Here is a 24,171-nt window from a genome sequence, read left to right on the forward strand (position 1 = left end):
ACACATACTATCCGGATGGTCAATAAAAACAGAAATTAGATTGGGGTTCTACCCCGTTACTTATCGAACTTTAATGTCCTTTGGCAGGCGGCCCATCGGGCGGTCACGGTTACTCGACCGTGACGCTCTTGGCCAGGTTGCGGGGCTGGTCCACGTCGGTGCCTTTCAGTACGGCGACATGGTAGGACAGCAGCTGCAGGGGAATGGTGTAGACAATGGGTGCGGTAATGGGATGCACCGCGGGGATCTGCATGACGTGTACCCCGGGCTCCGACGCCAGATCCGATTCGCCGTCGGCGAACACAAACAACTCACCCCCGCGCGCGCGGACTTCCTCAAGGTTGGATTTGAGTTTTTCCAGCAGGTCGTTGTTGGGTGCCACGGTGACGACCGGCATTTCACTGTCCACCAGTGCCAGCGGACCGTGCTTGAGCTCCCCGGCGGGATACGCCTCGGCGTGGATGTAGGAGATCTCTTTCAGTTTCAGCGCGCCTTCCAATGCGACCGGGAACAACGCGCCCCGACCCAGGAACAGGCTGTGGTTCTTATCCATGAAAGCCGAGCTCAACTCGGCAATGGCCTCGTCCAGCGCCAGCGCCGCTTCCACTTGTCCCGGTAAAGCCCGCAACGCCGTTACCAGTTCCGCCTCGCGCTCTTCACTGAGCCCGTTGTGACGGGCCAGGGCAATGGTAAACAGCAGCAGCGCCGTCAATTGGGTGGTGAAGGCCTTGGTGGACGCAACGCCAATTTCCGGACCGGCCTGGGTCATGATCACCAGATCGGATTCCCGTACCAATGAACTCCCGGGTACGTTGCAGATCGCCAGCGCGGCACGGAAGCCTGCTTTCTTGGCCTGACGCAAGGCCGCCAACGTATCGGCCGTCTCGCCCGATTGGGAAATGCACAGGAACAGGGTGTCGGGCTGAATGACGTGCTTGCGGTAGCGAAATTCAGACGCCACCTCAACCGAACACGGAATACCGGCCAAGTCCTCGATCCAGTACCGCGCCACCATACCGGCATGGTAACTGGTGCCGCAGGCGATGATCTGCACGTGACGAATGCTTTCCAGCAATTGGCCGGCGTCCGTGCCGAGCGCCTGTTCGAGTACTTTGCTGCTGGTGACACGGCCTTCCATGGTGGCCTGGATCACCCGTGGCTGCTCGTAAATTTCTTTCAGCATGTAATGGCGGTATTCGCCCTTGTCGGCCGAGTCCATGCTGTGCTCAAAGCGGGTCACTTTGCGCTCTACTGGGTGGTTGTCGCGGTCCCAGATCTTGATGCTGTTGGTGCGAATATCCGCCATGTCGCCTTCTTCCAGGAACATGAAACGGTCGGTTACCGGCAACAGCGCAAGCTGGTCTGACGCTATAAAATTCTCGCCAATTCCCACCCCAATCACCAACGGACTGCCTTCCCGGCAGACCACCACGTGGTCCGGCTCGTCGGCGTGCAAGACCGCCAGGGCAAAGGCACCGCGAAGCTCGCTGATCGCCTGTTGCACGGCTTTGAAAAGATCGCCGGTGGTGCGGAAATAACGTTCAATCAGGTGCGCGACCACCTCAGTATCGGTTTGTGAGGTAAATTCGAAACCGTCTCCGCGAAGCTGGTCCCGAAGTTCCTGATAGTTTTCGATAATGCCGTTGTGAACGATGGCAAGGCGATCACCGGACATGTGCGGGTGTGCGTTGAGTTTGGACGGCTGACCGTGGGTTGCCCAGCGTGTATGGGCGATGCCGGTGGTGCCGTGATTCGGGGTTTGGACCAGCACCTCCGACAGCGCGGCCACCTTGCCCACTTCACGGGCACGACTGATCTCGCCATTGCCACCCAGCACAGCCATACCGGCGGAGTCATAACCGCGATATTCCAGTCGGCGAAGTCCTTCCAGTAAGATGCCTTGAACGTCCCGTTCTGATACTGCGCCTACAATCCCGCACATGAGTCTGTTGTCCTGTCTTCGGTGATACCTTGGGAACCCTTGAACACTCGCTTAGGTGTCAAAACCTGAGACCTCGCCACACGAGGCTAATCTCAGTGTGGCGGGGGCGCCCGCCAATCATGTTTGTTCGTCAGCTTTTCTTTTCAGGCCGCGGCCAGTCTGGCACGTTCCGTTGTTTTCCACGGGCCACGGCCAGTTCACCCGCCGTGACATCGCGGGTAATGGTGGAACCGGCGCCAATCGTGGCCAGTTCCCCAACCGTGACCGGAGCCACCAGGGAGGTGTTGGAGCCCACGAATACTTTGTCCCCCAGTACCGTCTGGAACTTGTTAACTCCATCATAATTGCAGGTGATCGTTCCTGCACCCACATTTACACCCCGCCCAAGAATGGCGTCGCCGATGTAGCTCAGGTGATTGACTTTACTGCCTTCACCAATCACGGCTTTTTTCATTTCGACAAAATTACCGACCTTGGTTCTGGCCGCCAGCGTGGCACCGGGCCGCAGGCGCGCAAAGGGTCCGATTTCGGCACCTGGACCAATGTCGGCGCCGTCCAGTACCGAGTGGGGATGAATGATCGTGCCTTCAGCAATCCGGGTGTTGCGAATCACACAGCCGCTGCCGATGGATACACCCTCCGCCAGATGCACTTCCCCCTCAAAGATGGTGTTCACGTCGATGATCACGTCCTGACCAACCACCAGTTCCCCCCGGACATCCACCCGGGCCGGGTCCAGCAAGGTGGCCCCCTGGGCCATCAGCCGTTCGGCGATTTGTCCTTGAAACCATCGTTCGAGCTCGGCCAGCTGCTGACGGTTATTGACGCCCTGCACCTCGTACACGTTGCCAGGCTGGGCCACTTCCACCCTGACCTTGCGGTCGGTGGCCATGGCAATAATGTCTGTCAGGTAGTATTCGCCCTGGGCATTGCGATTGGATAATTGCGGCAACCAGTCCTTCAGGTGACGGGCTGAAACCGCCAGGATACCGGTGTTCACTTCCCGCACGGCCAGTTGGGCCTGGCCGGCATCCTTCTGCTCGACAATGGACTGCACGGCCCCGTCGTGATCGCGAATGATGCGGCCATAGCCACTGGGATCGTCCAGGGTCATGGTCAACAACCCGAGGCTATCCTCGCTCACGAACGACACCAGATGTTCCAGTGTCTCGGACCGGGTCAACGGCACGTCGCCGTACAGCACCAGCACCCGGGCATTATCCGGTACGTTGGGCAACGCCTGCTCGACCGCATGGCCGGTACCCAATTGCTCAGCCTGCAGCACCCACTGAATGTCCTGGTTCGGTGTGGCACTGCGAACCTGCTCGGCCTCGTGCCCGATGACCCCATGAATCCCCGCTGCTCCCAGTGCCCGGGCGGTATCCATCACATGATGCAGCATTGGCTTACCGGCAACAGCGTGGAGAACTTTCGGCAGGTTGGATTTCATTCTGGAGCCTTGTCCTGCGGCCAGAATGATGACGTGCAACGGATCGGTCATGGTTGGGTAATGCTCCTTTTTTAAACAAAAAAGCCGCACCTTTCCGGGTAAATGAACAACAGACGGGTTGTCTGCCTCCATCTCCGTTTCAGGATGCGGCTTTGGCGATCAGATGATGCCTTGCAATAATGCCTAACGCATTTTGCGGCGCAGATTCTGGATGGTTCGCAACTGGGCGGATGCTTCTGCCAGTTCCGTTGCCGCCCGAGAATACTCGAACTCACCTGTTTTATTCGCCAGTGCTTTTTCGGCTTCACGCTGAGCCTCTACGGCAGCTGCTTCGTCAAGATCTTTTGCACGAACCGCTGTATCCGCCAGTAGCGTAACGACCGAAGGCTGGACCTCGAGGTAACCACCAGAGACGTAGAGGATTTCTTCCTCACCGCCCTGCTTGATTACCCGTACCGGGCCCGGCTTCAACTCCGTGAGCAGAGGGATGTGACCGGGTGCAATACCCAGTTCACCCTCTGACCCGGTGGCGATCAGCATTTCGACCAGCCCGGAGTAGATTTTTTCTTCGGCACTCACCACGTCACAATGCACGGTAATACCCATTTAATAACGCCTCTTTGATCGGTCCGGAAACTGTTGCCTTATTTGGCTTTCGCCTTGGCCTTCATTTCCTTCGCTTTCTCCACAGCTTCGTCAATGGTTCCGACCATGTAGAACGCCTGCTCCGGCATGTCGTCATAGTCACCGTTGAGAATGCCTTTAAAGCTGCTGATGGTTTCTTTAAGAGACACGTATTTACCAGGCGAGCCCGTGAATACTTCTGCCACGTGGAACGGCTGGGACAAGAAACGTTCGATCTTACGAGCACGAGATACTGTCAGTTTATCTTCTTCTGACAGTTCGTCCATACCCAGGATCGCAATGATGTCCTTCAGTTCCTTGTAACGCTGCAGATTGTTCTGCACGCCACGGGCTACATCGTAGTGCTCATGACCAATCACCAGCGGGTCAAGCTGACGCGAGGTGGAGTCCAGCGGATCGATGGCCGGGTAGATGCCTTTGGAAGCGATATCACGGCTCAGTACCACGGTCGCATCCAGGTGCGAGAAGGTGGTGGCCGGCGATGGATCGGTCAAATCATCCGCAGGTACGTAAACGGCCTGGATGGAGGTGATGGAACCATCCTTCGTTGACGTAATCCGTTCTTGCAGCTCGCCCATTTCCTGAGCCAGGGTGGGCTGATAACCCACCGCAGACGGCATCCGACCCAACAGGGCGGATACTTCGGTGCCCGCCAGGGTGTAACGGTAAATGTTGTCCACGAAGAGCAGTACATCACGGCCTTCATCACGGAATTTTTCCGCAATGGTCAAGCCGGTCAGAGCAACACGCAGACGGTTCCCCGGGGGCTCGTTCATCTGGCCGTAGACCATTGCTACTTTATCAAGGACGTTGGATTCCTTCATTTCGTAGTAAAAGTCGTTACCCTCACGAGTCCGCTCACCAACACCGGCGAATACCGACAGACCGGAGTGTTCCTTCGCGATGTTGTTGATCAGCTCCATCATGTTGACGGTCTTACCAACACCGGCACCGCCGAACAGGCCCACTTTACCGCCTTTGGCGAACGGGCATACCAGGTCGATGACCTTGATGCCGGTTTCCAGCAGATCGGCCGAGGCGGACTGATCCGCATAGCCGGGTGCTTTACGGTGAATCGCCCAACGCTCTTCTTCGCCGATGTCGCCTTGCTCATCAATCGGACGTCCAAGGACGTCCATGATGCGGCCCAGTGTCTTGGTGCCCACCGGTACGGAAATTGGCTTGTTGGTGTTTTCTGCTTTCAGGCCTCGCTTCAGGCCCTCGGTGCTGCCCATGGCAATGGTACGTACAACGCCGTCGCCCAGCTGTTGCTGAACTTCCAGAGTTGTTTCGCCACCTTCAAGCAGCAGTGCGTCATAAACTTTGGGTACGGAGTCACGTGGAAATTCCACGTCGATAACCGCGCCAATGATCTGAACGATGTGTCCGCTACTCATGCTCGGTTCCTCGTTATCTTGATAGTCACTAAAACCAGTTGGATCGTGGGCCTGAAGTTAGACCGCGGTCGCGCCGCTTACGATCTCCGATATCTCTTGGGTAATGGCTGCCTGACGGGCCTTGTTGTAGACCAGCTGAAGCTCGCTAATAATGTCACCCGCGTTGTCCGTCGCGCTCTTCATGGCAATCATTCGGGCTGCCTGTTCACACGCCAGATTCTCTACCACACCCTGATACACCTGGGACTCAATGTAACGTGATAGAAGGCCATCAAGAATCGGCCGGGCATCGGGCTCGTAGAGATAATCCCACTGGTTCTTAATCTCTTCTTCATCAGAGCCTTCCGGCAGGGGCAATAACTGCTCCACCTGAGGACTCTGGGTCATGGTGTTGACGAACTTGTTGCTCACGAGGAACAAACGATCGATCTGGCCTTCTTCGAAGGCGTCCAACATGACCTTGACGTTGCCGATGAGTTTTTCAGAGCTCGGGCTATCGCCCAGATGGGTCAGTGCCGCTAGCACATTGCCACCGTAACTCCGGAAAAAGGACGCGCCTTTCTGACCAATGGCGCACAGGTCAGCGTCAACGCCCTTATCTTTCCATCCCCGCATTTCACGGACCAATGCCTTGAACAAATTACCGTTCAGGCCACCGCAAAGTCCCCGGTCGGTCGACACGACAATGTAGCCGACACGATGCACTTCCCGATCAATCATGAACGGGTGTTTGTATTCCGGGTTCGCTTTCGCGATGTGTCCAATAACCTGGCGCATCTTTTCTGCATACGGACGGGTTTCCTGCATGCGTTCCTGAGCTTTGCGCATCTTACTCGCCGCCACCATTTCCATGGCGCTGGTGATTTTCTGCGTGCTCTTGATGCTCGATATTTGGTTACGTATTTCTTTTCCGACGGCCATAACTCACTGCCTTCTCAAGTGTGACACCCGACGCTTCAAAAAACCGACCTGCGACAGTACTGCCACAGGTCCGATTCTTACCAGCTCTGAGTGGTCTTGAATTTCTCAAGTGCAGCTTTCAGGCCGGCAGCGATTTCATCGTTGAAATCACCTTTCTCATTGATCTTGGCCAGAAGCTCTTTTTGATCAGCGCGCATCCAGTCCAGCAGTTGTGCTTCGAACTTCACAACTTTCTCTACATCAATGTCGTCCAGGAAGCCTTCGTTGGCTGCGAACAGAACAGTACCCATCTCAGCCACCGACATCGGGCTGTACTGGTTCTGCTTCATCAGTTCGGTAACCCGCTGACCGTGCTCCAGCTGCTGACGCGTTGCTTCGTCAAGGTCCGACGCGAACTGGGCGAACGCCGCCAATTCACGGTACTGGGCCAGGGCCAGACGAATGTTACCGCCCAGCTTTTTCATGATCTTGGTCTGGGCAGAACCGCCCACACGAGAAACCGAAATACCCGCGTTCATGGCCGGGCGGATGCCCGAGTTGAACAGGTTGGTTTCAAGGAAGATCTGACCGTCGGTGATCGAAATAACGTTGGTCGGTACGAACGCGGATACGTCGCCGGCCTGCGTTTCAATGATCGGCAACGCCGTCAGGGAACCCGTCTTGCCTTTGACTTCGCCATTGGTCAATTGCTCGACGTAATCGGCGTTTACCCGGGATGCACGCTCAAGCAAGCGGGAGTGCAGGTAGAAAACGTCACCTGGGTAGGCTTCACGTCCTGGCGGACGACGCAGCAACAGGGAAATCTGGCGGTACGCCACAGCCTGCTTACTGAGGTCATCGTATACAATCAGGGCATCTTCACCACGGTCACGGAAATACTCACCCATGGAGGTACCGGCGTACGGTGCCAGGAACTGCATCGCTGCAGGATCCGCCGCACCGGCGGCAACCACGATGGTGTGATCCATGGCGCCGTGCTCTTCCAGCTTACGAACGACGGCCGCAATGGAAGACTGCTTCTGGCCAATCGCCACATAGATACATTTGATGCCGGTATCTTTCTGGTTGATGATGGCGTCGATCGCCACGGCGGTTTTACCGATCTGGCGGTCACCGATGATCAGCTCGCGCTGGCCACGGCCAATCGGCACCATGGTATCGATCGCTTTAAGACCGGTCTGAACCGGCTCGTCAACGGATTGACGTGCGATAACACCCGGTGCCACTTTCTCGATTGGCGACGTCAGGGTTGCGCCCAGATCGCCTTTGCCATCGATGGCGTTACCCAGGCCATCCACGACGCGACCCAGCAGTTCCGGACCTACCGGGACTTCCAGGATACGACCGGTACAACGAACTTTCTGACCTTCGGCCAGATCTTCGTAGTCGCCCAGTACCACCGCACCAACAGAATCGCGCTCAAGGTTGAGCGCCATACCGAACGTGCCATTGGCAAATTCAATCATCTCACCGTACATAACGTCGGCAAGACCGTGAACCAGTACGATACCGTCCGATACAGACAGGATGGTACCTTCGTTTCGTGCTTCGGAAGAGATGTCGAGCTTTTCGATTCTCTTCTTGATGATGTCACTGATCTCGGATGGATTCAGTTGCTGCATGCCTTTATCCTCAAACCTTATGCTGAAATCAGGAGCCCAATGCCTCGGCCAGTTTGGTCAGCTTTCCGCGTACAGATGCGTCAATAACCATGTCGCCCGTGCGAACAATCACACCGCCAATTAACGATTTGTCCAGCGATGTTTCGAGTGTCACTTGGCGCTCGAGTTTGGTCGACAGTGCCTGGGTCAACTTCTGCTGCTGTTCGTCGGTCAGCTCAAACGGCGCGCTCACCTGAATGTCAACGGTGCGCTCCAGATCAGCTCGGTACGTGTTGAAAAGCGTCGCAATCTCGGGAAGCAGAGCCAGTCTATGGTTCTCAGCCAGAATCGCGAAGAAGTTACGCATCTCATCCGAAGTCGACTGTTCTACACAGTCCAGAATCAGATCCGCCTTCGCCAATTCCGCCATTCCCGGATTTGTAAGAAGCTGTCGTATCTTTTTGTGTGCCGCGATCTGTCCAGTACCTGACAGCAAATCAGACCACTCAGCCAACTGTTTTTGTGACTGTGCGTTCTGAAATGCGGCCTTGGCGTACGGACGGGCCAGCGTTGTCAGTTCTGCCATGATGAACCTCGTTTAGAGTTCGGCTGCCAGCTTGTCCAGCATTGCGCTGTGCTTGTCAGCATCGACAGAAGATTCCAGAATCTTCTCCGCGCCGGCAATCGCAATGGCGGCAATCTCTGCACGCAGGGCGTCTCTGGCCTGAATTCGCTGTTGCTCGATCTCGGCTTTGGCCTGCTCCACCAGCTTTTGCCCCTCAATCCGGGCATCGTCTTTGGATGCATCCACAATCTGGTTGGCACGCTTGTTGGCTTGCTCGATCAACGCAGCGGCTTCCTGCTTGGCCTTCCGGAGTTCCTGAGCGGACTTTTCTTGTGCCAGCTCCAGGTCTCGTGCGGCCCGGTCGGAAGCGGCCAGTCCATCAGCGATCTTCTTTTGTCGTTCCTGCAGGGCCGCGATAATCGGCGGCCACACATATTTCATGCAGAAGACAACAAAGATAAAGAACGCGATGGCTTGACCAATCATCGTCAAATTAATGTTCACGTCTTCACCTCTCGCCTGTTGTGTAAAGAATCATCAATCCGGGAACAGCCCGGAGTGGCGACTCGATTAACCGGCGATCTGGCCGACAAACGGGTTGGCGAAAGTGAAGAACAATGCGATACCAACACCGATCATGGTAACGGCGTCCAGCAGACCCGCCACGATGAACATTTTTACCTGCAGCATTGGGGTCATTTCCGGCTGACGCGCAGCGCCTTCAAGGAACTTGCCACCCAAAATACCGAAACCAATCGCGGTGCCCAACGCACCCAGACCAATCAGCAATGCAACGGCAATCGCGGTCATTCCAACTACAGTTTCCATGATAACTCCCAGTTTCAGTTAGGTTTTTAAGTTGTGGGTTTTCGTGTAATGCTTTGCTTAATGGTTATCTTCGTGCGCCATACTCAGGTACACGATGGTCAGCATCATGAAGATGAATGCCTGCAGCGTGATAACCAGAATGTGGAAAATTGCCCAAGGCACCGACAGTGCCCACTGAGCCCAAAACGGCAACAGGGCAATCAGGATGAACAACAGCTCGCCTGCATACAGGTTGCCGAACAGACGCAGCGCCAGTGAGATAGGTTTGGCCAGCAGACTGACGCCCTCGAGCAGGAAGTTCACCGGAACCAACAGAATCTTCAGGATCAGGTTGTCCGAGGAGAACGGGTGCATGGTCAGTTCGCCCAGGAAGCCACCCACGCCTTTCACTTTCAAGCTGTAATAGATGATCAGCGCAAACACCGACAGCGACATGCCCAAGGTGACGTTGACGTCGGTGGTCGGGACCACTTTCATGTACTCAAGCCCGGCGAGATGGAAAAGCTGCGGCAGAAAGTCGACCGGCACCAGGTCCATCAGGTTCATCAGGAAAACCCAGCAGAAAATGGTCAACGCCAGCGGTGCGATTACCTTGTTGCGACCGTGAAAGGTTTCCCTGACGCTCTGGTCCACAAACTCAACCATGACTTCGACAAAGTTCTGCAGCCCACCCGGGGTATCGGACGTGGCGCGCTTGGCCGCCATACGGAATAAGAACAGGAACAGGGCGCCCACGAAAATGGACCAGCCCAGAGAGTCGAGGTGCACGGCCCAGAACCCCATGTCCGAGGCTTCTTCGGCACTGCGGGCAATGGTCCAGGTGCTTTCGTTAAGAACCGTACCGTCCGTTCTCTGATAGTCCGCCGGAAGTTCTCCATAGGTCAGATTCTGAAGGTGGTGTCGAATATAATCTGATGCTGTGCCTGCCATATCGTTCTCTCAGGTCCTTTAGCTTCGCTGCGGTCTACCACTTGCCAGAAGCGGCGTCAGCCAGTTGATGACCAGCATGATCGCAAATGTTAAAAACAATGCCGCTACGTCGAGCGGCTGAATCCAGATAAACACCGTGGTGAACAACACGGCGCACAGAATGAGTTTGCCGGCCTCACCCTGGTAAAATGAACTTATAATCTGTCGGGCGGCCCGGGCTCCGGCATAGCGGAACGCCTTAAATGCAAAATACGCATTGGGAAGCAGAAAAATCAGGCCTCCCAACAGGGCGGAGTAGCTGGCAACGGGGCTCTTCACCAAAAAAGCCAGTCCAATAAGGATCAACATCACACACTGGAATAAAAGCCACCGGCCAATGGGCGGACGGCTAATACCGCTGTGTTGTGCTGTCGTCATCATTGCCCCAATCAACCGTCTTGAAAATGTGTGTCCGGACGGTTTCTTAATCCACCTGTACGAGCGCCGCCGATTATAGGTGTTCAAATGACATGAATCAACAAAGCCCCGGTCCCTGCGAGCTAATGGGACCGCCGCCATTGGCGGTAATTTTTTGGCAATTGATTACAAATTGATCTTGAAAGCCCTTTTACCCACTAGATGTAGTGTCTCCGTCGTTTCTTGCAACTTAAGGACCAAGTCGACAGTGCTAGAAAATATGCACCAAAAATGATCTTCAAATGCACCCATATAACTCATCGGATCTATTGAATATGACTCAAAATACCATCCAGCTCATCCAGTGAGCTGTACTCAATCACCAGTTTGCCCTTGCCTCGGTTACCATGATCAATGGCAACGCGTGCACCCAGTCGCTCAGCCAGATCGTCCTGCAGTCGCCGGATGTTGGGGTCGACCTCCGACGTTTTCGGGGCCTTGGCGTTGGGTTGCTCCTGCTGGAGCCGGCGAACCAGCGCTTCGGTCTGCCGCACCGAGAGGGATTTGGCGACCACCTGACGGGCAACCTGCATTTGTTGTTCCGGGGGTAGGGTCAGCATGGCCCGGCCATGGCCCATTTCAAGGTCTCCGTGTTCCAGCATCACCCGCACGTCTTCCGTCAGGCTTACCAGTCGCAACAGGTTGGTGATGGTGGTTCGGGACTTGCCAACCGCTTCCGCGACCTGGGCCTGGGTCAGGCCAAACTCTTCCTGAAGCCGCTGCAGGGCGAAGGCTTCTTCAATGGGGTTGAGGTTTTCGCGCTGAATGTTCTCGATCAGCCCCATGGCAATGGCGGCTTCGTCCGGCACATCGCGGATGATGGCCGGAATACGATCAAGATCGGCCATTTGAGCGGCGCGCCAACGACGTTCACCAGCGACCAGCTCATAACGGCCTTCACCGATGGGCCGCAGCACGACCGGCTGCATCACACCCTGCTGACGGATGGAGTCCGACAGCTCCTGCAACGCCGTCGGGTCCATGTCCCGTCGGGGCTGGAACCGGCCGCGTTGAATCAGGTCAATGGGGACATCCCGGAGTTCGCCGTCCTGGTCACTGACATCGCGGTCCAGATTTACCTTGGAGCCCGCCAGCAGTGCGCCTAGTCCGCGCTCACCCAATCCTCGTTTTTTCGCCGCCATGGTGTTGGTCATTCGTCCAGGTGAAAATCAGTCGTTATAGAGTGTTCGGTATCTTACACGGCAACGGCCGGTGATGTCTTTTGTGAACCGTGCCGACGGACCATTTCGCCCGCCAGTGCCAGATAGGCCACGGCGCCCTTCGAGACGCGATCGTATTTGAGCGCAGGCAGGCCGTAGCTGGGCGCTTCGGCGAGCCGAACGTTACGCGGAATGACGGCACGGTAGACCTTGTCACCAAAATACTCGGTGAGCTGCGAGGAAACGTCCAGTGTGAGACTGTTGCGGGGGTCGTACATGGTTCTCAGAATGCCCTCAACCTGCAATGCCGGATTGACCGTCTCCTGAATCTGCTCAACGGTATTCATCAAGGCCGCCAACCCTTCCAGGGCATAGTACTCGCACTGCATGGGTATCAATACGGTGTCCGCCGCCGACAGGGCATTAACGGTCAACAGGCTGAGTGAGGGCGGGCAGTCGATCAGAATGTAGTCGTAATTGTCCCGGACAGTGTTAAGGGACAGCCTCAACCGGTGCTCGCGCCCGATTTCATTCATCAGTTCAACTTCCGCCGCGGTTAAATCGCCGTTGGCGGGCAGGATGTCGAACCCGGACGCTTCGGCGCGAATGATCACTTCCGCAGCGCTGGCACGTTTGGTCAGCATGTCGTACCCGGACAGCGATAATTCACTCTTATCGATGCCGCTGCCCATGGTGGCGTTGCCCTGCGGGTCCATATCCACCAGCAATACCCGACGCTTGGTGGCCGCCAGTGACGCCGACAGATTGACACAGGTGGTGGTTTTGCCAACGCCGCCCTTCTGATTGGTGACCGCTATGACACGTGCCATGGCTAAACTCCTGTGTTGGAAACTCGATCAATAATGAGCAAGTGGCGCTCGCCTGAGCAGCCTGGCACCTGCAGTCTTTCGTGGGCTTTCACCCTCCAATCGTTGGGCAACGCCGCCACTTCATCATCCGGAAACTGCCCTTTCATGGCAAGGAACTGGCCATCATCCGCCAGCAGATACCCGCACCAGTGCACCAGGTTCGCCAGTGCGGTGAAGGCTCGGCTGCTGATCTGGCCGTACCGCACACTCGGATCACAGGCCTCGGCCCGACCGTGAATGACCGTGACATTGGCAAGTTTTAGCTCCAACACACACTGGGTCAAAAACCGGGTTTTTTTGCTGTTGCTGTCCAACAGCGTGAACTGGGTGTCGGGCATCACGATGGCCAGCGGTATCCCGGGCAGTCCCCCACCGGCGCCCACATCGAGCAGGTGGTCGGTGGTCACAAACGGCTGAATGCTCAGGCTGTCGAGCAATTGCCGGGACACCATCTCCGCCGGCTCGCGCACCGCCGTAAGATTGTAGGCCTTGTTCCACTTGGCCAACAGTTCAAGAAACGCCACCAGTTGCGTTTGCTGTTGGTCCGTCACGGGCAGCCCTGCGGTCGCCAACCCTTGCTCAAGCTGGCGCCGCCATAGTGAGTCGGTCATGGCAGGCAATCAGGCGCTTTGTTTGCGCAGCAAATCGCGCTTTTTCAGATTCACCAGCAATTGCGACACCGCCGCCGGGGTAACGCCCTGGATGCGGGAAGCCTGGGCGATCGTTTCCGGCCGCACGGCTTTCAGCTTCTGTTTGATCTCATTGGACAGACCACCAACCGCATCATAGTCGAGATCGACAGGCAGAACGGTGTTCTCGTTACGGCGCAGGCGCTCGATTTCGTCGGTTTGACGCGAGATATAGCCTTCGTATTTGATCTCTATTTCCACCTGATCGGCCACGATCGGATCCTCAGCCTCTTCACCGCTGATGTCCGCGACATGGCGATAGACAATTTCAGGCCGCCGCAGTAGGTCGGCCAGGGTGTGCTCGCGGGTCAGTGGCCGCTGCAGATAACGGTCTGCAATCACGCCCTGCTCGCTGCCCGGGTGCACAAACGTGGCGTCCAGGCGTTGCCGTTCCGTGGCAATGGCGTCCCGTTTTTCGTTGAACCGCGTCCAGCGGTCGTCATCCACCAGTCCCAGTTTGTGACCGGTCTCGGTCAGGCGCAGGTCCGCGTTGTCTTCCCGCAGGATCAAGCGGTATTCCGCACGGCTGGTAAACATGCGATAGGGTTCCGACGTTCCCATGGTGATCAGGTCGTCCACCAGCACACCCAGGTACGCCTCATCCCGACGGGGGTACCAGGCGTCTTTTTCCTGCGCTTTCAGGGCCGCGTTGATGCCCGCCAGCAACCCCTGGGCACCGGCTTCTTCATAGCCTGTGGTGCCGTTGATCTGGCCGGCGAAATACAAGCCCTGGATGAATTTGGTTTCCAGCGTGTGCCGTAGATCCTGCGGATTCAGGAAGTCATATTCGATGGCGTAACCCGGGCGCGTGATGTGGGCATTCTCAAACCCGGGAATGGTCCGCACCGCTGCGAGCTGAATATCGAATGGCAGACTGGTGGAAATTCCATTTGGGTAGAGCTCGTTGGTGGTCAGGCCCTCGGGCTCGACAAAGATCTGATGGGAATCCTTGTCCGCGAAGCGATTGACCTTGTCTTCAATGGACGGGCAATAGCGTGGCCCGATGCCTTCAATATTGCCGGCAAACATCGGCGAGCGGTCAAACCCGCTGCGAATGATCTCGTGGGTTTGCTCTGTGGTACGCGTCACGTAGCAGCAGACCTGCTCCGGATGTTGCGAACGTGAACCCAAAAACGACATCACCGGTGTCGGGTCATCGCCCCACTGTTGCTGCATCACTGAGAAATCCACACTGCGGGCGTCAATCCGAGGCGGGGTGCCGGTTTTCAGGCGGCCGACGTTGAACGGCAGTTCGCGCAGGCGTTGGGCCAGCGCATTGGCCGGGGCATCACCGGCACGGCCACCGGAGTGATGCTGCATACCAATGTGAATCACCCCACCCAGGAAGGTACCGGTGGTGAGCACGACGGTTTTGGCGTTGAAGCGAATGCCGGTCTGGGTCACCACACCGGTCACTTGATCGCCTTCAACAATCAGGTCGTCAGCCGCTTGCTGGAACAGCGTCAGGTTGGGCTGACTTTCCAGCATGCCGCGAATTGCAGCCTTGTACAGCACCCGGTCCGCCTGGGCCCGGGTCGCGCGAACCGCAGGCCCTTTACGGGAATTCAGGGTACGGAACTGGATACCGGCCTGGTCGGTGGCCAGCGCCATGGCCCCGCCAAGCGCGTCAATTTCCTTCACCAGATGGCTTTTGCCGATCCCCCCAATCGCCGGGTTACAAGACATCTGTCCCAGCGTCTCTATGTTATGGGTCAGCAGCAGCGTCTGTGATCCCATGCGAGCGGCCGCCAGCGCGGCTTCTGTGCCGGCATGGCCACCCCCAATCACAATCACATCGAAACGGGTCGGAAAATCCACACATCACCTCAAAAAAGACATAAAAAACAGGGGCAGGAGTATAACGCGTCAGCGCATCAAATGCAGTTGGAATGTGCAAAAATTAACCACTTTCCCCGTGGACACGTGAGGGCGCACACCGAGTCCATAATTAGGACATCTGAAAAACAAACATTGTTGATTAATCAGATGGTTGGGAGGATCACTTCACAAAAGTTTTTAAGAAAGTTATCCACATTTCGAACCCTGCCTAAAACTCCGAATATATTGCGCATCTATTTGTTTTATAACGCTATAAAAAAAGTAATCCAACCCTTATGCCAAGGTTGTTCAGTACTTTATCCACAACTCTACCCCGTCCTCAAATTACGGGTGACCGCCCCGGAGTCGCTTTACCTCCGACTCCAGATCCGCGGCACGTGCGTCGCTGGCGGCCACCGGTTCGGCGGCAAGCAAGTGAATACGGGACCAGAACCGGGACGGCCAGTGCTTCATCGCGGGCCCACCTGCGTGGCTGAAAAAGCTGCCCCACAGGCCTTGCAGCGCCATGGGCACCACCGGCACCGGGTAGCGTGCGACGATGGCTTCAATACCGGGCCGGAATTCGCCGACTTCGCCATCCGGAGTCAGCCGGCCCTCGGGGAAGATACACACCACCTGGCCGGCCCGCAGTTCCTCTTCAATGCGATCGAATGCCTGATTGTAGATGGCTTCATTGTGGCTGCGCGGCGCTATGGGTATGGTTTTGGCCAACCGGAACAACGCTCCCAGAACGGGCGTATTGAAGATGCGGGAGTCCATCACAAAGCGCACCGGACGGCGCACAGCCCCGCCGATCACCAGCGCATCCATATAGGACACATGGTTGCACACCAGCACCACCGGGCCTTCGTCGGGGATGTTGTCGAGGCCCCGATGCCGCACGCGGTAGAGGGTGTGAGACAGCGTCCAGATGATGAACCGTAACGCGAACTCCGGCATCTGCTGATACACAAACCCGGCCACCACCAGGTTCATGATCGACAACACCAGGAAGAACTCCGGAATGCTCAGCTCCAGTACGCCCAATACCACAATGCCCATGATCGCACTGACCACCATAAACAATGCATTCATGACGTTGAGCGCGGCGATAATCCGCGCCCGCTTGTCCCTCGGCGTTTCATGTTGCACAAAGGCGTAAAGGGGCACAATGAACAGGCCACCGGAGACGCCAATTCCGAGCAGGTCCAGCATAATGTGGCGATACCCGGCGTCGGTCAGCATCGCCCACCAGTCCGACGGCACCGGCTGCGCTGGCATGCTGGCGTATAGATCAAAGCCGAACAGGCTCAAACCGACCGAGCCGATCGGCACAATACCCAGCTCAATGCGATGGCCAGACAGGCGTTCGCACAGCATCGAACCGACCGCGATACCGATGGTGAAAATGGCCAGCAGCAGGGTAACCACGGTCTCATCACCCATCAGATCGGTTTTGGCAAAATTGGGGAACTGGGTCAGATAGGCGGCCCCCAGGAACCAGAACCAGGAAATCGCCATGATGCTCAGCAGTACCACATGACGCTCACGCGCCAGGGCAATCAGATGCCAGGTTTCCCGCAAAGGTTGCAACCGGATTTTCAGACTCGCGGCACCGGCATCCGTGGCCGGCACCCGGCGGGCCACCAGATAACCCAGCACCGCCATTGCCAGTACCCCAACGGCGGCGACCTTGGCCGCCGACGCCAGTCCCATGATCAATCCCGCCGTGATGGTGCCCAGCAGAATGGCCACAAAGGTACCCATGCCCACCAAGGCGTTGCCCCCCACCAGCTCATCGTCGCTCAATACCTGCGGCAGAATGGCGTACTTGACCGGACCGAAGAATGTCGATTGCGCGCCCATCAGGAACAACAGCAACAGAAGCAACTCGTACCAGCCGAACCAGAGTCCGACGGCCGCGATCAGCATGATGGCGATTTCGAGCAGTTTGACCCGTCGGATAACCAACGCTTTTTCATACTTGTCGGCCACCTGGCCGGCAATACCGGAGAACAGGAAAAACGGCAATATAAAGAGGAAGGCGGCGAAATTAACGACCACATCGGTGGATAAACCAAACAGTCCTCCGGTGCTGTAAGTCACCAGGAGCAGCAGCGCATTTTTGAATAAATTGTCGTTAAACGCGCCCGAGAATTGGGTCAGAAAAAAAGGCAGGAATCGACGCTCAGTCAAAAGGCGGAATTGGCTGTGATCGGCCATGGTGGTTATGGGTCCCTTAATTTGGCGTCCTCGGTGGTAGCAACGATGCGACAAAGTGGCAGGAGGGGCAACCGGTTTTTGTTGCGCCACCGTGGGCAATGCGCCCATTTCCGAGCCACACACCCCACAAAACGCACTAAGTCAGAGCGATTTGCCATCCTTGAATGCTGAAATGACAATTGTATGGCACTGATTTTGCCAACAATGCGCTATTATTTTGACTTATTGGCATGGATATCGCAGTCATTTAGCACGGTGAATGCCGTATTCAGCAGTCCATACAAGCCAGGGAGGGTTTAATCAGTGTGAGCGTCGTATGAGCAATGTTGTATCTTTAAACAAACAACCCCAAGACCCGCAAGCTATTGAGTTCGATGCATTTCTAGCACGCTACCAATTCACCTCGGCATTTCAGCCCATTTTCAGCCCCAGCCACCGCCGACTGGTCGGCTTTGAGGCTTTGATCCGGGTGCAAAGCAACGACCACCCCATTACCCCGCCGGCCCTGTTCAAACAGGCCCTGGAAGCCGGCCATACCGAGCGGCTGGACCGCCACTTGCTCTCCCATCACCTGAACACGTTTGCCGCCCAGCCTGAGCCCACCTGGCTGTTCCTCAACATCAGCCCCGATACCTGCGTGCATCCGGACGATTCCCTGGACCAACTGTCGTCCGACTGCAAAGCCTCTGGCCTCAGCCCGTCCCAAGTGGTGCTGGAAGTGGTGGAAACCGCCACCAGTGACAAGCAAGCATTGCTGCGATTCGTCAAGCAGGCCAAACAGTATGGCTTTCAGATAGCCATTGATGATTTTGGCATGGGCGACTCGAATTTTGAGCGCATGTGGCAACTGGAACCACTGATCGTCAAACTGGACCGCAGCCTGTTGGTCAACGCCGTCCAGCATCGCCGAGCCCGACTGCTGCTGGAAAGTCTGGTCAAGATGATTCGTGAAAGCGGCAGCCTGGTACTGCTGGAGGGGATTGAAACCGAGACTGAGGCACGTCTTGCATTGTCCACCGAAGCCGACCTGTTGCAGGGTTTCCTGTTTGGCCGACCCGCCGCGCTGGAGAGCACGGTCACCGAGCCCAGTGAAAAGGCCTTTGATACACACCTGGAACTGTTCTGGCGCCATTCCCAGAAAGACGTCGTGGCGCACGAAGGCTATTTGCGGCTACTGCGCTATGAAATCATGGAAGCCAGTCACGGCATCATTCGGCGTCAGGGCTTTGCCGAAATTTGCCGCAGCCTGCTCGCCATTGACGGGGTCCAGCGGTGTTTCCTGCTGAATGGGCAAGGTATACAGCAAGGCGGGTTCACCTGCGCCCGGCCGGAACACCGGGACACTACCTTCAACCCCCTGTACTTATCCAGCGGCGCCTGCTGGCAGCATCGGGAATACTTCAGAAACGCACTGGAGCGGCCTCAGGATATCCACGCCTCCCGACCTTACGTTGCGCTGCCGGATGCGGTCCGAACCGTTACGCTGTCTTGCGGCTTGCGGGTCGATGACCAATACCGGGTATTTTGCGTGGATTTGCACCCTGACGCGGTGTTTGATGGCAACCTCAGTTTCCCGGATACGCTCTAACCGGCCCGCTCGTTTCGATCCGATTAGAGCGGTTCCCGGGATGGCTTGCGCTCAGCGCTTCCAATCCGTTGCTGACGTTCCGTCTCCGCCTGCTGATCCAGTGCCACCGCGACTGCATTGGCGGATTTTGCGAAGCGGGCCAGCAGGTTGTACAACACCGGTATGATAAACAGCGTCAACGTGGTGGCAAACAACAGCCCGCCCAGCACCACCGCGCCGATCGCGGCCCGGCTTTCGGCACCCGCTCCGGTGGCAATGACCAACGGCACCGCGCCGAAAATGGTCGAGATGGTGGTCATCAATACCGGCCGGAATCGCAGAATGGCCCCTTCCAGGATGGCATCGTGGACACTGTAACCCTTATCCCGGAGCTGATTGGCAAATTCCACAATCAGGATGCCGTTTTTAGCCATCAATCCCAACAGCATGATGATGCCGATCTGGCTGTAGATATTGAGGCTGATACCGGAGACCAGCAATGCGATCAGCGCACCGGTCACGGCCAGCGGCACGGACAGCATGATGATCAACGGGTGTATCCAGCTTTCGAACTGTGCCGCCAACACCAGAAACACAATCAGGAAGGCCAGCCCAAAGGTGACGTAAATGGCCGCCGACGATTCTTCAAATTCCCGGCTTAACCCCTTATAGCTGACCCGCGCTTCGGCCGGCAAATAATCCACCGCCAACCCGTTCAGGTAATTCAGCGCCGAGCCCAAAGCGTACCCCGGCGCCAGCGAGCCACTGATAACAACCGCCGGTAACCGGTCAATGCGCCGCAGGTCCGGGTTGGCCCCGATTTCTTGCACATCCACCAGTGCCTGTAACGGTACCAGTTGCCCACCCTCCCGCGGCCGCATGAAGATCTGCCCCAGGTCCTCCGGCGAAGCCCGGTCGGCGTCGCCCGCCTGCAAGATCACATCGTATTCCCGGCCCCGGTCAAGGAAGGTCGTTACCTGGCGGGAGGCCAGCATGGTTTGCAGTGTCAGCCCCACATCTTCCACGGTGATGTCGAGGTCGGCCGCTCGCTGACGGTCAATGGAGACCCGCAATTCGGGCCGGGTTAATTCGAAATCGGTCTCAAGATTTTGCAGGTTGGGGTTGTCCCGGGCCTGTTCCAGAATATCCTGACTCCAGCGCTGTACCGTCTCGTAGTCAGGGCCGCCAATAACAAACTCGATGGGCTGGTTGAACCCACGCTGACCGAGGCCCGGCGGGTTGACCGCAACCGATCGCACACCGGGCACTTCAGCCAGCTTTGGGAACAGCTCAGCGCTGATGGCCTGCTGTTTGATGTCGCGTTCGTGCCAGGGCACCAGTCCGATAATCATGAATGCACGGTCGGCTTCGTCCCGGAAACCCACAATCGATAACAGCCGGTCGGCCACGCCCTGCTCCAGATAGGGCAACAGTTTTTGCTCAATCTTCCGCACGTGATGGTCAGTGTATTCCGCGGTCGAGCCCCGGGGGGCGCTGGTCGGCATGATGATAATGCCGCGGTCTTCGGTCGGTGCCAGTTCTTGCGGCAACCGCGGGAATATCACCACCGCGACTACCATGCCCGCCACCCCAAGGCCCAAAAACAGACCGGGCTGACGCAGGGAAAACTTCAGCAGTTTTTCGTAGCCTCGATTCAAACCGTTTAACACCCGTTCACTTGCGGCCCACACGCGATGGCCTTCCGCTGATTCGGGGCTGTGCCTGAGCCACTTAGAGCACAGCATGGGCGCCAATGTCAGCGCCACCAGACTGGATACCACCACCGCGGTGGCCAGGGTAAAACCGAATTCCCCAAACAAACGACCGACGTTACCGCCCATAAACGAAATGGGCACAAACACCGCCACCAATGTCAGGGTGGTGGCAATGACGGCAAACGCCACCTGCTTCGCCCCCTGGTATGCGGCCAGCAGCGGGGGCTCGCCGTTGTCGATCCGGCGCTGAATGTTCTCCAGCATCACAATGGCGTCGTCAACCACCAGACCAATGGCGAGAATAATCGCCAGCAGGGTCAGTACATTGATGGAAAACCCGAGCGCACCCAAACCGATGAAGGCGCCTATCACGGCCACCGGAATGGTGACCGCCGGAATCAGCGTGGCGCGCCAGGATCGCAGGAACATAAAAATCACCAGAATCACCAGCGACACCGAGATGGCCAGTGTCACCAACACCTCCTTGATCGACGCCCGGATAAAAATCGATTCGTCGTAGCTCTCTGCGATGGAAACTTCCGGCGGCAGGGTTTCCCGAATCCGCTCCAGTTCCTCACGGACCGAGTCGGACACCGCCACGGTGTTGGACTTGGACTGGCGGATAATCCCCATCCCAATCGCGGTGCGGCCGTTGGCCCGCAGCTTGCTGGTGTCGGACTCAACGCCCATCTCGACATCGGCAACATTGCCCAAGCGCAGCAAGTCGTCACCGTCCCGGCGGATGATCAGTTCGCGGAATTCCTCGACTGTGGACAACCGACCTTCGGCCCGCACCGTGAAGTCTCGGGAGGTCGACTCGATCGACCCTGCCGGCAGCTCAATATTGTTTGATCGCAGGGCCTGTTCGACTTCCGCAACGGTGATGTTGTGCGAAGCCAGCCGTTCCTGGTCGAGCCATACTCGCATCGCATAGCGGCGCTCGCCGCCGATGCGCACATCCGCCACACCGTCGAGCACTGACAGCCGGTCCACCAAAACCCGTTCGGCGTAATCGCTCAGCTCGACACTGTCCCAGACATCGCTGCGCAACGTCACCCACATCATCGGCCGGGCATCGGAATCGGCCTTGCGAACCACCGGCGGGTCGGCCTCATCCGGCAACTGGTTCAGCACCCTGGACACCGCGTCGCGAATGTCGTTAGCGGCAATATCCACATCCCGGGAGGTGGAAAATTCGATCGACGTGCGGGATTCGCCCTGTTCGGTGCTGGACTCAATCGAGCGAATGCCTTCGACACCACTGACCGCGCCTTCGATCACTTGGGTAATCTGGGTATCGACCACCTCGGCGGCGGCCCCGATGTAATCGGTGGAAATGGACACCTCGGGCGGATCAATATCCGGGTACTCACGGACCGGCAGCCCCATCAGTGCCGCCAAGCCAAACACCACGATCAGCAGACTGATCACGGTGGCGAACACCGGTCGTTTTATGGATACGTCAGATAGAATCATCGGTGTTTACCAGCCTTGAGCGGTTGGGGCACCGCTGCTGATCAGTGCGTCGGCGTCGTCAACGATGGCGACCCTGTCGCCGCTGCTGAGACGGTCCTGACCGGTGATGACCACCGCATCGTCCAGTGCCACGCCGGTCCTGACCTCGACCTGACCCGGCTCCCGAACCCCCAGGCTCACCTCCATCCGGCGGGCTTCGCCGTCCACAGCTACAAACACAAACGCCTTGGTTCCACGCACCAATACCGCCTGTTCGGGTATGACCAAAGCCTGCCGTTGACGCAGGGTGAGATTGACCGAGATAAACTGGCCGGGCCGCAATTTGCCCTCACGGTTATCAATCAGCGCCTTGACCGGCAAGGCCCGGCTCAGTGAATCGATTCGGGTGCCCAGTTCGGCCAGCGTGCCCTGGAAGGCCAGATCCGGGAATGCCGCCGTGCGGGCGGTCAGGGTTTGTCCCTGGCTGATCTGACCGAGGTAACGCTCCGGCACTGAAAACGTCAGTTCCATGGGGTCAACCGCATCCAGCGTCGTGATCGATTCGCCCAGGGTGATGTAGGCCCCGACACTGATGTCCACCAGGCCCACGACACCCGCAAAGGGGGCATGGATCCGATGATTGTCCAACCGCGTCCTGGCCGCCTGGCGCTGGGCATCGGCCACCTCCAACGCGGTGCGCAAAGCATCGACCTGGGATTGCGAGATGCTGTTGTTCGACTGCAGACTCCGGGCCCGGTCATACTGACGTCGGGCATCGGCGTATTGGGCCTCCGCCACCTGCAAATCGGCCCGCGCCTGGCGGTCGTCCAAGCGCACCAGTAGCTGGTCTTTCGCCACCGGATCTCCGGGCTCAAAATTCAGCGCCACGATGCGTCCGCTGACTTCACTGATGAGCGCCACTGCGTTGCGCGCGCGCAAGGTTCCGACGGCCGCCACCACATCCCGCACAGTCCGCATCTGGGGCTGCACCACATTGACATTGCTGACCCGTTTTTCCCGGACGGGTTTGTCCCCGGCCCCGGTACTCCAATACCAGAACGCACCGGCCCCCCCGATGGCCAGGAACACAATGACTATTGCGGTAATCCATTGCTTTGCCATACCCGCTCTCTGTTGTGAACGTCGTTTGTGTTGCGTCAGCGGACACCGTTGGGGCGTCCGTTACTGTTTGTTCCGCTTTTGAATCACCAGGACCAATTCCCCCACCTCAATGCCCCACTTGCTCATGGTGGTCTGGTTGATCAGGGTGTCCGGCGTCACCAGGTACATCCAGTCATCCATTCGCACATCCAGAGTCCCGTCACCATAGGCCAGCCGAAGCACGTAGTTCATATGGATGGCGTTGCCCTGCCAGCGCATCTGACCGGCTTCCACCACATCCCCGGCGGTGGCCCGATAACCGTCTTCGTTGGGCGTCAGGGTCCACATACGGGATTGTGTTTCACCGTCGTCAAAACGGAATTGTTCGCGGAGTGTGCCGACGCCCTGATCATTCCAGCTTGCCACGATATCGGCGTCAAAGGTTCGAATTACTTCGCCAGAGATATCCTTGACGATGCCTTGGGCCGATAGTTCCCCGCTGAAAAACTGTTCAGGCACCAACGTTGGTGAACGGTCCTGATAGTCGTCCAGCGAAGAGCCGGCGCAACCGGCCAGCACCAACACCACGCCCATACTGCCAAGGATACGGGCGACACGAATTAACGAAACGCCAAAACGCTGTCTTTGCATGATTTTTACACTCACGGATCGAATTCAACAAGGTTGTCAGGGTGTACGGCATGCGTCAGCCGATGGACCTGCGTGGCCCATTCGGGGACCACGTGCCAGGCAGCCGCGCGTACGTCATTGAAGGCTATTGTCCTCCTTGAGTGGCGTGCCTGTGGTTTTAATGGAGCTGGTTGACAGGACACCCTTGC

General features: G+C 57.3%; 20 protein-coding genes. 1 reads left to right on the top strand and 19 read right to left on the bottom strand.

The genetic code is table 11. The features are described from left to right. Positions 1–109 precede the first annotated feature (109 nt). From glmS to GRX64_RS15365, 16 genes are all read right to left on the bottom strand, one after another. A complete protein-coding gene (glmS, locus tag GRX64_RS15290; protein WP_166268615.1) occupies positions 110–1,942 on the bottom strand; it encodes a glutamine--fructose-6-phosphate transaminase (isomerizing) in 1,833 nt (610 codons plus the stop codon). 130 nt (positions 1,943–2,072) lie between these two features. After that, positions 2,073–3,443 (bottom strand): bifunctional UDP-N-acetylglucosamine diphosphorylase/glucosamine-1-phosphate N-acetyltransferase GlmU, encoded by a 1,371-nt coding sequence (gene glmU, locus GRX64_RS15295; RefSeq protein WP_166268616.1) that lies wholly within the window; start codon positions 3,441–3,443, stop codon positions 2,073–2,075. A 132-nt stretch (positions 3,444–3,575) separates the two neighbouring features. After that, positions 3,576–3,998, bottom strand: coding sequence for a F0F1 ATP synthase subunit epsilon (locus GRX64_RS15300; protein ID WP_166268617.1), 423 nt, complete (start codon positions 3,996–3,998; stop codon positions 3,576–3,578). Positions 3,999–4,036: 38 nt separating this feature from the next. Beyond that, complete coding sequence (gene atpD / locus GRX64_RS15305; RefSeq protein ID WP_166268618.1) at positions 4,037–5,434, bottom strand: F0F1 ATP synthase subunit beta; 1,398 nt, start codon at positions 5,432–5,434, stop codon at positions 4,037–4,039. Between the two features lie 57 nt (positions 5,435–5,491). After that, positions 5,492–6,355 (bottom strand): F0F1 ATP synthase subunit gamma, encoded by an 864-nt coding sequence (atpG, locus tag GRX64_RS15310; protein ID WP_166268619.1) that lies wholly within the window; start codon positions 6,353–6,355, stop codon positions 5,492–5,494. A gap of 77 nt (positions 6,356–6,432) precedes the next feature. Further along, positions 6,433–7,977, bottom strand: coding sequence for a F0F1 ATP synthase subunit alpha (atpA, locus tag GRX64_RS15315; RefSeq protein WP_166268620.1), 1,545 nt, complete (start codon positions 7,975–7,977; stop codon positions 6,433–6,435). Positions 7,978–8,005: 28 nt separating this feature from the next. Further along, positions 8,006–8,542, bottom strand: a complete 537-nt coding sequence (locus GRX64_RS15320) for a F0F1 ATP synthase subunit delta (protein ID WP_166268621.1) — start codon at positions 8,540–8,542, stop codon at positions 8,006–8,008. Positions 8,543–8,554: 12 nt separating this feature from the next. Next, the gene (locus GRX64_RS15325; RefSeq protein ID WP_166268622.1) at positions 8,555–9,025 is read right to left on the bottom strand and encodes a F0F1 ATP synthase subunit B; all 471 of its coding nucleotides are present in this window, start codon (positions 9,023–9,025) and stop codon (positions 8,555–8,557) included. Positions 9,026–9,091: 66 nt separating this feature from the next. Next, positions 9,092–9,349 (bottom strand): F0F1 ATP synthase subunit C, encoded by a 258-nt coding sequence (atpE, locus tag GRX64_RS15330; RefSeq protein ID WP_012138088.1) that lies wholly within the window; start codon positions 9,347–9,349, stop codon positions 9,092–9,094. A gap of 57 nt (positions 9,350–9,406) precedes the next feature. Then, on the bottom strand, positions 9,407–10,279 hold the full coding sequence (gene atpB, locus GRX64_RS15335) for a F0F1 ATP synthase subunit A (protein ID WP_166268623.1): 873 nt from the start codon (positions 10,277–10,279) through the stop codon (positions 9,407–9,409). Positions 10,280–10,297: 18 nt separating this feature from the next. After that, positions 10,298–10,696: a F0F1 ATP synthase subunit I gene (locus GRX64_RS15340; RefSeq protein WP_166268838.1), complete on the bottom strand. Its 399-nt coding sequence runs from the start codon at positions 10,694–10,696 to the stop codon at positions 10,298–10,300. A 305-nt stretch (positions 10,697–11,001) separates the two neighbouring features. Then, a complete protein-coding gene (locus GRX64_RS15345) occupies positions 11,002–11,877 on the bottom strand; it encodes a ParB/RepB/Spo0J family partition protein (RefSeq protein WP_166268624.1) in 876 nt (291 codons plus the stop codon). Between the two features lie 53 nt (positions 11,878–11,930). Beyond that, positions 11,931–12,725: a ParA family protein gene (locus tag GRX64_RS15350; RefSeq protein ID WP_166268625.1), complete on the bottom strand. Its 795-nt coding sequence runs from the start codon at positions 12,723–12,725 to the stop codon at positions 11,931–11,933. A gap of 2 nt (positions 12,726–12,727) precedes the next feature. Beyond that, complete coding sequence (gene rsmG, locus GRX64_RS15355) at positions 12,728–13,375, bottom strand: 16S rRNA (guanine(527)-N(7))-methyltransferase RsmG (protein WP_166268626.1); 648 nt, start codon at positions 13,373–13,375, stop codon at positions 12,728–12,730. Positions 13,376–13,384: 9 nt separating this feature from the next. Then, positions 13,385–15,271 (bottom strand): tRNA uridine-5-carboxymethylaminomethyl(34) synthesis enzyme MnmG, encoded by a 1,887-nt coding sequence (gene mnmG / locus GRX64_RS15360; RefSeq protein WP_166268627.1) that lies wholly within the window; start codon positions 15,269–15,271, stop codon positions 13,385–13,387. A 345-nt stretch (positions 15,272–15,616) separates the two neighbouring features. After that, positions 15,617–17,494, bottom strand: coding sequence for an MFS transporter (locus tag GRX64_RS15365; protein WP_166268628.1), 1,878 nt, complete (start codon positions 17,492–17,494; stop codon positions 15,617–15,619). A gap of 316 nt (positions 17,495–17,810) precedes the next feature. On the opposite strand from GRX64_RS15365, the gene GRX64_RS15370 reads away from it, so the two are divergent. Next, positions 17,811–19,082 carry an EAL domain-containing protein gene (locus tag GRX64_RS15370; RefSeq protein WP_166268629.1) on the top strand — a complete coding sequence of 424 codons (1,272 nt, stop codon included), beginning with the start codon at positions 17,811–17,813 and terminating at the stop codon, positions 19,080–19,082. A 23-nt stretch (positions 19,083–19,105) separates the two neighbouring features. On the opposite strand, the gene GRX64_RS15375 is transcribed toward GRX64_RS15370, so the two are convergent. From GRX64_RS15375 to GRX64_RS15385, 3 genes are read right to left on the bottom strand one after another with little or no spacing between them, the layout of a single operon-like run. Beyond that, positions 19,106–22,252, bottom strand: a complete 3,147-nt coding sequence (locus GRX64_RS15375) for an efflux RND transporter permease subunit (protein ID WP_166268630.1) — start codon at positions 22,250–22,252, stop codon at positions 19,106–19,108. A 6-nt stretch (positions 22,253–22,258) separates the two neighbouring features. Continuing rightward, positions 22,259–23,353 (bottom strand): efflux RND transporter periplasmic adaptor subunit, encoded by a 1,095-nt coding sequence (locus tag GRX64_RS15380; RefSeq protein ID WP_166268631.1) that lies wholly within the window; start codon positions 23,351–23,353, stop codon positions 22,259–22,261. A gap of 60 nt (positions 23,354–23,413) precedes the next feature. After that, a complete protein-coding gene (locus GRX64_RS15385; RefSeq protein WP_427901668.1) occupies positions 23,414–23,926 on the bottom strand; it encodes a DUF3833 domain-containing protein in 513 nt (170 codons plus the stop codon). Positions 23,927–24,171: the final 245 nt, after the last annotated feature.

The sequence above is a fragment of the Marinobacter caseinilyticus genome, from assembly GCF_011074955.1.
Lineage (GTDB): Bacteria > Pseudomonadota > Gammaproteobacteria > Pseudomonadales > Oleiphilaceae > Marinobacter > Marinobacter caseinilyticus.